This window comes from Neisseria weaveri (genome assembly GCF_900638685.1).
In the GTDB taxonomy this organism is placed as follows: Bacteria; Pseudomonadota; Gammaproteobacteria; order Burkholderiales; family Neisseriaceae; genus Neisseria; species Neisseria weaveri.
The window spans coordinates 1,378,420-1,390,425 of record NZ_LR134533.1; the positions used below are offsets into that span (position 1 = coordinate 1,378,420).

Genomic DNA, 12,006 nt, shown 5'->3' on the forward strand with positions numbered 1-12,006 from the left:
CAGCGAAAACAGGCAGATTGGGTTTTATTGTACGGCAAGGGGGCGTCTGCCGGTTTGTGCCGACGGTAAGTTTATCTGCCGTATAAGGGATTTTACGGTATTTGCCGGAATTGCTGTATTTGTTTGAAAAAAATTATCGATAATAAAAGAAAGCGCATTATGCAGATTACTGATTTACTCGCGTTTGGCGTAAAAAACAAAGCGTCCGACCTTCATTTGAGTTCTGGATTGTCGCCGATGATCCGTGTGCACGGCGATATCCGCCGCATTAATTTGCCGGAAATGAGCAGCGAAGAAGTGGGGCATATGATTACATCGGTGATGAACGATCACCAACGCAAACTCTTCCAGCAGAATCTGGAAGTGGACTTTTCTTTCGAGTTGCCCAATGTGGCACGTTTCCGTGTGAACGCATTTATGTCGTTCCGCGGCCCGACAGCGGTTTTCCGTACCGTACCCAGCCATGTTTTGACGCTGGAAGATTTAAAAGCACCGCGTATTTTTCAAAAAATCGCCGACAGCCCGCGCGGCTTGGTGTTGGTTACCGGCCCGACCGGTTCGGGTAAATCGACCACTCTGGCGGCGATGATCAACTATATCAACGATACCCAACCCAGCCACATCCTGACCATCGAAGACCCGATTGAGTTTGTGCATCAAAGTAAAAAAGCCTTGATCAACCAACGCGAACTGCACGAGCATACCCACAGTTTTGCCGCCGCTCTGCGTTCGGCGCTGCGTGAAGACCCGGATGTAATTCTGATTGGTGAGATGAGGGATCCCGAAACCATCGGCTTGGCATTAACGGCGGCGGAAACCGGCCACTTGGTGTTCGGTACGCTGCATACGACGGGCGCGGCCAAAACCATCGACCGTATCGTAGACGTATTCCCGGCAGGGGAAAAAGAGATGGTACGTTCGATGTTGTCGGAAAGTTTGCGTGCGGTGATTTCGCAAACGCTGCTGAAAACGCGCGACGGCAACGGCCGCGTGGCGGCGCATGAGATTTTGATTTCAACGCCGGCGGTGCGCAACCTGATCCGCGAAAACAAAATTGCCCAAATCGGTTCGGCCTTGCAGACCGGTCAGGCACACGGCATGCAGACTTTGGATCAGGCTTTGCAAAACCTGCTGCGTCAAGGCGCGATTACGCCGGAAGTGGCGCGCAGTAAAGCCCAATATTCCGATACGGTATTCTAAGGCCGTCTGAAAATTTCAATAAAGATAAAGGCTTGTCGATATGAGTGATACAAACACATTACACAGTTTGCTCAGCGAAATGGTGCAGGTATATGCCGAAAAAAACAAAGCGCATATTCCGACGCCTGCGGAGTTGGGTTCGCACATGCACCCGATTCTCGACCGCATGTGTGCCGATGCCGAGCAGCGCAATGCTTCCGATATTTTTATCAGCGCCGGTTATCCGCCTGCGTTGAAAGTCAACGGCGTATTGACTCCGATTCCGCACAAGGCGCTGACCGGTGCGGATACGGCGGCGATTGCGCAATCGACCATGAACGAACAGCAGATGGCGATGTTTAACAGCAATCTGGAGTTGAATTATTCGGTGCAGTCGCGCAGCAATACGCGTTACCGCGTGAATGCGTACCGCGAACAGGGACGTGTCGGTTTGGTTTTGCGTAAAATCAATCAAAACATTCCCACTATCGAAGAATTGGGTTTGCCGGAAAGCTTGAAAGAGTTGGCTGTGAAACCGCGCGGACTGCTGGCGTTGGTCGGCGCGACCGGTTCGGGTAAGTCGACCACAATGGCTTCGATGTTGGATTACCGCAATAACAAGGTGCCGGGCCATATCATTACCATTGAAGATCCGATTGAGTTCCTTTATAAACCGCGCCGCTGCATTATTACCCAGCGCGAAATCGGTATTGATACGCCGAATTGGCAAATGGCGGTGCAGAATGCCATGCGTCAGGCGCCGGATGTGGTGTGTATCGGTGAAGTCCGCAATGCGGAAAGCATGGAATATGCCATGCAATTGGCGCAAACGGGTCACTTGTGCGTGTTTACCCTGCATGCCAACAACGCCGCTCAGGCGGTCGAGCGGATTTTGAACTTCTATCCCGAAGAACGGCACGAACAGGTCTTGGTAGATTTGGCGTTGAATTTGAACGGTATCGTGGCTCAGCGTTTGATTGCGAAAAAATTCCGTGCGCAGCGTATGGCGATTGTGGACTTGCTGCTGAATACGCCGGCTATGCAGGACTTGATTTTCAAAGGTGATCTGATGCATCTCAAAGATTTGATGGCACGTTCGCGTGATCAGGGTATGCAGACGTTTGACCAGCATTTGTTCGATCTCTATGTTTCCGAGCAGGTGGAATACGAAGAAGCGTTGCGTCATGCCGATTCGGCCAACGATTTGCGCCTGCGTATCCAGCTGAAAGAGGAAGGCGGCGAGCCTGAACGGCTGTATGAACGGATCAGTGATTTGAATCTGATGTAATTTGTCTTCATGACAGGAGGCCGTCTGAAAATTACCGTATTTTTTCAGACGGCCTGTTTATTTTGAAATGGTGAATGCCGGTTTGGAATATCGAACGGGCAGATGGGTGATGATGGTGGAACGGATATCTGACGGTGCGGGCGAAGCAAAAAAAGGGTTGTGGTATGCCTTCGGCTGCTATGCGATTTGGGGATTGTTTCCGCTGTATTGGTATCCGTTGGCCGGTTCGGCTTTGGGCGCGGATCAACTGTTGGCGCAGCGTGTCGTGTGGTCGGCGGTGTTTTCCGTATTGCTGGCGGTCGGGTTCGGTCAATGGCCGGTGTTGCGTTCGGCAATGGGCGATAAGCGGGTGCTGCTCACTTTTTTAGCTTCCGCTGCGGCGATTTCGGTTAATTGGCTGGTGTATTTGTGGGCGATTAAGCACAATCATGTGCTGGATGCCAGTTTGGGTTATTTTATTTCGCCCTTGTTCAGCATTTGGTTGGGACGGATTTTTTTCAACGAACGGCTGAACCGGATTCAGATGGCCGCCATCAGTTTGGCTGTTGTCGGAATTTTGTGGCTGGCATTGCCGAGCGGGCGTATTCCGTGGGTGGCGTTGATATTGACTGTCAGCTTCGGGTTGTACGGTTTGCTGCGGAAAAAAGCGCCGTTGGACGTGCTGCCGGCCATGGCTCTGGAAACGCTGATGATGTTGCCGTTTGCTTTGGGTTATTTGCTGTGGTGCGGTTGGCGCGGGGAGCTGGTGTTTTCCGAGTTGCCGCCGTTGCAGATGGGGATTTTGCTGGGTTCGGGAGCGGTAACGACGATTCCGCTGCTGCTGTTCGCTGCCGGAGCCAAGCGTATTTCTTTGAGTAATCTGGGCATGATTCAGTATTTTTCGCCGACCTGTCAGTTTGTGATCGGCTTGCTGGTGTTTCAGGAAGCATTCAGTATGAGCCGCTTTATCGGTTATGTTTGGGTGTGGCTGGGCGTGGCGGTGTATTTGCTGGGAATTTGGCAGAAACAGAAAAACAGTTTTGTCCAGCGCGTTTGAGCCGTAGCAATTGTTGCGGTACTGCGCTTAATCGGTTGGGCGGCTAGGGAGGCCGTCTGAAAAAAAGGCCGTCTGAAATTTCAGACGGCCTTTTGGATATTGCGGCGGTATGTGCGGCATACGATCAGCCGTGAAAGCGTCCGCGCTTCACTTGCAGACCCCCTTGTCGGATTTGCGCGGCGAGACTGTGGTTGCGCAGGGCGTGGGTCAGGGCGACGGCCAAGCCGTCTGCCGCATCGCTTTGCGGCGTGCCGGATAAGCCGAGCATTTGTACGACCATATGCTGTACTTGTTCTTTGGCGGCTTTGCCTTGTCCGACAACGGCCTGCTTGACTTGCAGCGCGGTGTATTCGAACACGGGCAGTTTGCGCATGACCAACGCCGCCATTGCCGCTCCGCGCGCCTGTCCGAGCATCAGCGTTGCCGCCGGGTTGACGTTGACAAATACCTGTTCGACGGCGGCCTGTTGCGGCCGGTATGTGGTGATGACTTCGTCGAGATTTTCGGTGATGACGGCAATGCGTTCGGCCAGCGGCGCATTGGCCGGGGTTTTGATGTAGCCGGAAGCAACGTAAAAATGCTCGCGGCCGCGCACGTCGATGACTCCGAAGCCGGTAACGCGGCTGCCGGGATCGATGCCTAAAACGCGGACGGTGTCGGTATGCATATCGTTTTTTCAGACGGCCTGTTGGTGGGAAGAAAACGGATTATATAGGAAGTCGGTTGTTGGGCGAAGATGGGAAACTTGGACAGAAAGAAAGCTTATTTGTTTGGACAAATAAGCTTTCGTTTTATGAAAGGAGGCCGTCTGAAAATTTATACGAGGATTCCGCTCAGGTTCAATACAAACACGATGGCAAAACCCACCAGATAAACAAAGCCGAGCATGGCAAGAAAATTCATGCCGCCTGAAACAGCGTGCTTGTCGCTGTTTTTTACCAAACGGTAGTTTAGCCAGGCAAACACGGGCGCGGTCAGGAATGCGGAAATCATGGCGAATTTCAGCATTTCACCTAAGGCGCTGTTAAACCATAAAATCACGGCCATGCCTGAAAAAGCCGGCCAGCATGTCCACAATCCGACCATGCGCATATTCAGTTTCGGCTGTTTCAGCATTACACGCAGCGCTTCGGCGTTGACCCGTCCGTAGCCGTCGACCACGGTAATGGTTGTGCCGAACATGCAGGCAAAGGCGATAAAGGCAACCAGTAGTCTCGACCAATCGCCGATGGTGGAGGCATACATATTAATCAGTTGGCCGATATAAGCACCGCCTGCCAATTTCACTTCTTCGCCGTTGCCGTATTGCACCAGTGCGCCCAAAGCCAGAAAAATAATGGCCAATACCGCCGAAACGATATAGCCGACATGGAAATCCCACATGGCATCACGGTAGTTGGCCGGATCCAGTTTCTGTTTGGCGGTAACCCACATCGAGTTGATGGCGGTAACTTCCAACGGTGCAGGCATCCAACCCATTAAGGCGACAATAAAGGCAAAAGAAGCCATGTTCCACGGGGAGGGCTCGATAAAATCCGGAACCTTCTGCGCGCCTTGTCCGGCGGCAATGATAACGGCGGCAAGGGTGGCCAGCGTCAGACTGAACATGATGGCTTTGGTGACTTTGTCCAATACGCGGTAGTGTCCCAGAAGTACAATCAACAGTGTCGCTGCCATTACACTGCCTGCCAACAGGTTGACAGGCAAATCGGCGGCAGGAAAAGCCATTTTGAGAATCACGGCGGTAATCAGTGCCAATGCTCCGGAGCTGATGGTGGAGGAAGCGATGTTGAGCGCGAAGAACACCCATAAATAGATACGGCTGCGTTCGGCATAACCTTCCACCAGCGTTTTGCCGGAGTCTAACGTGTAATGCACGCCGAAACGGAAAAACGGGTATTTCAGCAGGTTGGCCAAAATGATGATAATAGCGAGCTGCCAGCCGTATAACGCGCCGGCTTGGGTTGAGGCAATCAGATGGGAGCCGCCGACTGCTGCCGAAGACAGCAGAATGCCCGGTCCCAAGGCGTGCAGCTTGCTTTGCCAGGTAGATACGGGGGAAACGGAATCCAGTGTCGGTTTTTCTGAAGGGGTTTGCATAGCGTTTTATCCTGATAAGGCTTAATCGGATGGTGTCTGTTATTTTTCAGACGGCCTCTGAAGCAGAGACGGAATCTTATCTTAAAAATTAAAAAATTATTTCGTTATGAATGAAATAATCATATTTAATTTTCTAATTATTTAAACTAAAAATTTGTATTTTTATTGTTTTTGAAATTAAATTTCATTATTTAATGTCGAAAAGCCGATGTATCGCTTTCTTGCCACTGTCGCAACAAGGCTATAAGATAGCCCTTTCTCGCAAAAAAAAGCAGGATCAATCTTATGAAACAGGCTGTATTGGCCGTAACCAGCGGCGAGCCGGCGGGCATCGGGCCGGATATTTGTTTGGACTTGGCTTTAACCGATTTGCCGTGCCGCTGTGTCGTATTGGGAGATAAGGCATTATTCAAGCAGCGTGCGGAGCAGTTGGGTAAACCCGTCCGCATCCGTGAATACGCCGACCAAGCACCGGAGCAGGGCTGCTTGGATGTTGTGCATATTCCGCTGGCGGAAGCGTGTGAGGCAGGCCGTCTGAATGTGAACAATGCGGCGTATGTGTTGAAGTTGCTGGATACCGCATACGACGGCATACAGTCCGGCCGGTTTTCAGGCATGGTTACCGCGCCTCTGCATAAAGGCATCATCAACGATATGGGCTTGGCGTTTAGCGGCCATACCGAATATTTGGCGGAGAAAAGCCGGACGCCGCAAGTAGTGATGATGTTGGCCGGCGGCGGTATGCGGGTGGCGTTGGCGACGACCCATCTGCCTTTGCGCGATGTGGCCGATACCATAACCGTGCCTTTGCTGTGTTCGGTAACCGAGATTCTGTATCGCGACCTGCAAACCAAATTCGGTATTGCCGCTCCGCGGATTCTGGTGGCGGGCTTGAATCCCCATGCCGGAGAAGGCGGCCATCTCGGTCGGGAAGAAATCGAAGTAGTGATTCCGGCTTTGGATTTGTTGCGTGAAAAGGGTTGGGATATCAGAGGGCCTTATCCTGCGGATACTCTGTTTCAGCCTTTTATGTTGGAAGGTGCGGATGCCGTGCTGGCGATGTATCACGATCAGGGCTTGCCCGTATTGAAGTATGCCGGTTTCGGCGAGGGCGTGAATATTACTTTGGGCTTGCCGTTTGTGCGTACTTCGGTTGATCACGGGACGGCTTTAGATCTGGCCGGAAGCGGTAATGCGGATTCGGGCAGCCTGATTGCCGCGGTGGAGGCGGCATATCAAATGGCCGTAGGCGGGAATAAATAAGTTTTTGATTATTTTTGAAACTTAGCAGCCTGTTTTAGGGTCTTACCTTTATTAATGACTGGATTTTGTTTAGGGGTTCCGCCGCGGTTTCGGATAAGCGTCGGAAAGGAAACAGAATCCGTATCATTAATATTGATAAGAGTGTGGTATTTCAGGCAGACGGCTTTGAAATAGCGGGTGTAAAAACTGGCCTTTCAGGAAAATCATGTTATTATGCCGACACTTTTTAGAGGTAGTGATACAAGTTCCCAATAATACTTAAGTTTACGAGCGGAAGATAATAACTATGGCAAAGTTGACGGAAAAAGACATTCTGAATTGGAACGGTCCTGAAGAGGATTATATGAACGAAGACCAATTGGCCTTCTTCAGAGAACTGTTGGTCAATCTGCAAAACGAATTGATCGAGAATGCCTCTATTACTACAGGCCACCTGCAGGAACATGAATCGGCTCCCGATCCGGCAGACCGTGCTACCCAAGAAGAGGAATATGCTCTGGAGTTGCGTACTCGCGACCGTGAAAGAAAGCTCTTGGTCAAAGTTCAGGCGGCCATCCGCAAGATTGACGAGGGTGATTACGGTTATTGTCTGGATACCGGCGAGCCTATCGGCTTGAAACGCCTGCTGGCGCGTCCGACTGCGACTTTGTCGGTAGAAGCGCAAGAGCGCCGGGAACACTTGAAGAAACAGTTTGCCGATTAATGCGAAACGGTTAAACGCATTAACGATACTGATAAAAACAGCCGGGGAAAGGATTCGTTCTGCCACGGCTGTTTTGTATGTTGCCGTGTTTGCACGGGTTAAATTGAAGTTTACACATTTTAACCCTTACCTAATTTTTTAATAATTTTTCGTCTTTACAATGGCATTCATCGGTAAAGCAAGACAGATACTTTATCCCAACAAAAAAGATAGGAAGAAAATATGAAAAAAGCATTTCACGCATTGGCAATGGTTGCTGCATTGGCAGGTATGTCTGCAACGGTATCGGCAAAATCCGATTTGTATAATGTTCCCAATGTGGCGGTAAAACCCGTTCAGGCCATTGAAGCGGCAAAAAAACAATTCGGCGGGTATGCGACCAATTTGGATCTGAAAAACAAATACGGTTCGGTGGTATATAAAATCGAATTGCGCAACGGCAACCAAGAACACGATGTGGTGATTGACGCGCAAAGCGGAAAAGTATTGAGCCACCGCGTTGAGAATGAATGGAAACCGGCCCGCAGCCACAAAATCAGCATGGAAAAAGCCATCAACATTGCGGCAGCGAAAGTACTCGGACAAGTGTTTGATGCCGATTTGGATAACGACTACGGCCGCGGACGTTATGAAGTGAAAATTCTTTCTACCGACAATGTGCCTCATAAAGTCGTAGTGGATTCGGACAGCGGCGAAATTATCTTCAGTGGCGTCGATTACGATTAATTTTGAGTACAATGGCCGTCTGAACATTGCGTCAGGCGGCTTTTTTGTGTGGGAACCGTATCTGCGGTTTGATTGGTACGGTCGATTATTGTGAATGGGAAGCGGAGGGTATATGCGTTTGCTGTTGGTAGAAGACGACAATATGATCGGTGAGGCGGTGTCGGGCAGTTTGAAAGATGCACGTTATACCGTAGATTGGGTTCGTGACGGTAAAACAGCATTGACTTCGCTGTCTGCACAGGCTTACGACGTGGTTTTGCTGGATTTGGGCTTGCCGCAGAAAGACGGCTTACAGGTGTTGTCGGAAATACGTTCCGGCGGTTTGGATGTGCCGGTGTTGATTTTGACTGCGCGTGATGATTTGGACAGCCGTCTGAAAGGCTTGGACAGCGGGGCGGATGACTATATTATCAAGCCCTTCGATATGTCGGAGGTGTTGGCGCGTATCCGCGTGGTCATTCGCAGAACGGGCGGCAGCGCCGTAAATGTTTTGGATAACGGTGTGTTGCAGCTCGATCCGGCCAATTATCATGTGAAGCGTTTGGATACGGGGGAAACTTTCTTCCTTTCTAACCGCGAGTTTGCCATTTTGCAGGCATTGATGCAGTATCCGGGAAAAATTTTTTCCCGCTCCGAATTGGAAGACAAGGTGTATGCCTGGGGTGAAGAGCCTGAAAGCAATGCGGTGGATTATCTGATTCATGCCCTGCGTAAAAAATTGGGACACAATTGCATTAAAAATGTGCGCGGCGCGGGATGGTTGGTGTCCAAGCGCGAGGGTTGAAGGGGCTTTAAATTTTCAGACGGCCTCCTGACGGTATGCGGGGGTGTGGGAGATTAATGTGTTTGTAATTGGTTTGGGTTAGGGGAAATATTTGGCAGCGATATTCAGCAGGCCGTCTATCCAGCGGCGTTTGGCATTATTGTTTACGTTGATTTTCCTGTTTACCGCAGTGGTTGCGGGGGCGGTGTCGTTTTATACCGTTTTTAAAGAAGTTCAGGAATTTCAAGATGATTTGCTGCGTCAAACCGCATTGTTGATCGACAAACCCGGTCGTGCGGGCTATGCCGATATCGACAGCGATGTGCAGATTTATATCCAACCTTTGGACGAAAGCGGCAAGTTTGCTTTGTCTCAATCTGCGGCCGACGGCTTTCACGACATTGCCGACCGCAAGCAGGACGACTCCTACCGCGCTTATGTACACACTTATGAAGACGGCAGCCGTTATGCGTTTATTCAGGAAACGGATTTCCGTGACGACATGGCGGCCGACAGCGCGTTGGTTGCCGTGTTGCCTTTATTGCTGCTGGTACCGATATCAGTGCTGCTGATGGTTTGGGTTGTTTGGCGCACGTTGGCACCGGTCAAACAGCTTTCAAAAGAAATGGAAGGACGGAACGAATCGGATTTATCGCCGTTGCCGATTGAACGGATTCCGGCCGAAATTTACGGTTTTGCCGGTGCGATTAACCGTTTGCTGGGGCGCGTAGGTGAAAATGTGCGCGAACAGCAGCGGTTTATCGCCGACGCGGCGCACGAACTGCGCTCGCCGATGACGGCGTTTTCTTTACAGGCCGAGCGTTTGGCTTCGCGGGAATTGCCGCCTGAAACGGCCGAGCTGGTGGCGGATCTGCGCGACGGTATCCGCCGCAACCGCCGTTTGTTGGATCAGTTGTTGTCGATGGCCAGAGTCAAAGCCGAAGAAGAGCACCCGTTTCAGGAAATCGATGTGGCAAGGCTGTATCAGAATGTTTTGCAGGATCTGTATCCTTTGGCGGATGCCAAGCAGCTGGATGTGGGTGTGGACGGCGAGGTTTCGGATTGCGCTTGCGTTTATGCCGGAGAGGCGGATATGTACACTCTGGTGAAAACGCTGTTGGAAAATGCCATCCGTTATACGCCGGAGGGCGGACAGATTGATTTGCGTGCCCGTGCGGCCAACGGCATGTGTATACTTGAAATCGAAGACAGCGGCTGCGGTATACCGTTGTCGGAGCGTAAGCGCGTGTTTGATCCGTTTTACCGCATTTTGGGCAGTGATGTGGAAGGCAGCGGCTTGGGTTTGCCGATTGCGAAAACCGTGGCCGAGCGTTATGGAGGCAGTATCAGTTTGGCGGATTCCGACAAATTTCCCAGCGGCTTGAAAGTGTCGGTTATGCTGCCCTTGAAAAGATAAGGTTTGAGGCCGTCTGAAAAAAATCAAACGTAAGGCTGTGGCTTGAAAGGCAACAGCCTTTTTTGCTGGATGCCGATATAATGAATGCGCCGTATCCGAATGTTTTACGGCAAACCGGGCCAGAGTTTCCCGAACGGTTTGCAGAGATAGGGCGAAATCAGTTTTGGCAACGGAGGAACTATGGATATTCTCACCCGCCTGCAAAACCTGCCTGCCGGTAAATTTCATTACCGCTTGCTGGTGTTGATCGGTTTGGGCTGGCTGTTTGATGCAATGGATACCGGCATGGTGTCGTTTGTTTTGGCGACGCTGGGCAAAGAGTGGGCGCTGACGCCGTCTGAATTGGGGTGGATTGTCAGCATCGGTTTTATCGGTATGGCTTTGGGTGCGGTCAGCAGCGGTTGGGCGGCCGACCGCTTCGGGCGCAGGAATGTGTTTGTCGGCACGATGGTGCTGTACAGCGTGGCCACCGGCCTGTGCGCTTTGTCTTGGGACTTGGCCAGCCTGCTGTCTTTCCGCTTTTGGGTCGGGTTCGGCTTGGGCGGACAATTGCCGGTGGCGGTATCTTTGGTGAGCGAATATGCACCGCCCAAAGTGCGGGGGCGGTTTATCGTGTTGCTGGAAAGCTTTTGGGGATTGGGTTGGCTGGCTGCGGCTTTGGCGTCTTATTTCGTCATTCCGCAATACGGTTGGCACAGTGCGTTTCTGATTGGTGCTCTGCCGGTGTTTTATGCGTTTTGGGTTTGGAAGAAACTGCCGGAGTCCGTACCTTATCTGTTGAACAAAGGCCGTATTCAAGAAGCGCACGAGTTGGTTTGCCGTTTGGAAGCCGAAGCCGGGCTGCCTGTTGTTCAGACGGCCTCTGTGGCTGAAAAAGCCGTTGCCGAGCCGGTGCGTTTCGCGCAGTTGTGGCAGCCGCCGTTTGCCAAGCGGACGTTGATGTTGTGGTTGATTTGGTTCGGTATCGTGTTTTCGTATTACGGGATTTTCACTTGGCTGCCGAAGTTGCTGGTGGAGCAGGGTTATACGGTGGTGAAAACCTTTGAATATGTGCTGGTAATGATTTTGGCGCAGCTGCCCGGCTATTTTGCGGCGGCGGTGCTGGTGGAGAAAATCGGGCGCAAGGCCACTTTGGCAGGGTTCTTGTTTGCGTGTGCGGTATGTGCCTATTTCTTCGGTCAAAGCGATACCGCTGTTGCCATTATGTTGTGGGGCAGTTTGATGTCGTTTTTCAATTTGGGCGCATGGGGCGTGCTTTATACCTATACGCCCGAACTGTATCCAGTCCGTTTCCGTGCATTCGGCTCGGGCTGGGCCGGCGCGGTCGGCCGAGTCGGCGGTATTGTGGCTCCGTTGGCGGTGGCGGCGATGGTTGGCGGCGAAGGCGGATTCGGTCGCATTTTCATTATGTTTACTGCCGTATTGATGGCGGTAGTTGCGGTGATTGCGGTGTTGGGCGAAGAAACCAAAGGGCGGACGCTCGAAGAGATAAATAGTTAAAGTTAAAATAGTTTCAGACGGCCTGTGTTAA

The 12,006-nt window shown here is 51.4% G+C and carries 11 protein-coding genes; 9 read left to right on the plus strand and 2 right to left on the minus strand.

Annotated features, from left to right (window positions below; all coding sequences use genetic code 11):
* The first annotated feature begins 159 nt into the window (after positions 1-159).
* From EL309_RS06725 to rarD, 3 genes are all read left to right on the plus strand, one after another.
* Positions 160-1,200 (plus strand): type IV pilus twitching motility protein PilT, encoded by a 1,041-nt coding sequence (locus tag EL309_RS06725; protein WP_036494432.1) that lies wholly within the window; start codon positions 160-162, stop codon positions 1,198-1,200.
* Positions 1,201-1,240: 40 nt separating this feature from the next.
* Positions 1,241-2,467: a PilT/PilU family type 4a pilus ATPase gene (locus EL309_RS06730; RefSeq protein WP_004282432.1), complete on the plus strand. Its 1,227-nt coding sequence runs from the start codon at positions 1,241-1,243 to the stop codon at positions 2,465-2,467.
* A 67-nt stretch (positions 2,468-2,534) separates the two neighbouring features.
* On the plus strand, positions 2,535-3,503 hold the full coding sequence (gene rarD / locus EL309_RS06735) for an EamA family transporter RarD (protein WP_004282431.1): 969 nt from the start codon (positions 2,535-2,537) through the stop codon (positions 3,501-3,503).
* Positions 3,504-3,627: 124 nt separating this feature from the next.
* Here rarD and ruvC read toward each other — a convergent pair whose 3' ends face one another.
* Positions 3,628-4,170, minus strand: a complete 543-nt coding sequence (ruvC, locus tag EL309_RS06740; protein ID WP_004282430.1) for a crossover junction endodeoxyribonuclease RuvC — start codon at positions 4,168-4,170, stop codon at positions 3,628-3,630.
* A gap of 149 nt (positions 4,171-4,319) precedes the next feature.
* Positions 4,320-5,603 (minus strand): NRAMP family divalent metal transporter, encoded by a 1,284-nt coding sequence (locus EL309_RS06745; RefSeq protein WP_004282429.1) that lies wholly within the window; start codon positions 5,601-5,603, stop codon positions 4,320-4,322.
* 285 nt (positions 5,604-5,888) lie between these two features.
* On the opposite strand from EL309_RS06745, the gene pdxA reads away from it, so the two are divergent.
* From pdxA to EL309_RS06775, 6 genes are all read left to right on the plus strand, one after another.
* Positions 5,889-6,866 (plus strand): 4-hydroxythreonine-4-phosphate dehydrogenase PdxA, encoded by a 978-nt coding sequence (gene pdxA, locus EL309_RS06750; RefSeq protein ID WP_004282428.1) that lies wholly within the window; start codon positions 5,889-5,891, stop codon positions 6,864-6,866.
* 286 nt (positions 6,867-7,152) lie between these two features.
* Complete coding sequence (gene dksA, locus EL309_RS06755) at positions 7,153-7,569, plus strand: RNA polymerase-binding protein DksA (RefSeq protein ID WP_004282426.1); 417 nt, start codon at positions 7,153-7,155, stop codon at positions 7,567-7,569.
* Positions 7,570-7,791: 222 nt separating this feature from the next.
* Positions 7,792-8,295, plus strand: coding sequence for a PepSY domain-containing protein (locus EL309_RS06760; protein ID WP_004282425.1), 504 nt, complete (start codon positions 7,792-7,794; stop codon positions 8,293-8,295).
* 112 nt (positions 8,296-8,407) lie between these two features.
* Positions 8,408-9,079, plus strand: a complete 672-nt coding sequence (locus EL309_RS06765; protein ID WP_004282423.1) for a response regulator transcription factor — start codon at positions 8,408-8,410, stop codon at positions 9,077-9,079.
* A 91-nt stretch (positions 9,080-9,170) separates the two neighbouring features.
* Positions 9,171-10,475, plus strand: a complete 1,305-nt coding sequence (locus tag EL309_RS06770; RefSeq protein WP_004282421.1) for an ATP-binding protein — start codon at positions 9,171-9,173, stop codon at positions 10,473-10,475.
* A gap of 180 nt (positions 10,476-10,655) precedes the next feature.
* Entirely contained in the window at positions 10,656-11,975 is a 1,320-nt protein-coding gene (locus tag EL309_RS06775; RefSeq protein WP_004282420.1) for an MFS transporter, read from the plus strand.
* The last annotated feature ends 31 nt before the right edge of the window (positions 11,976-12,006 follow it).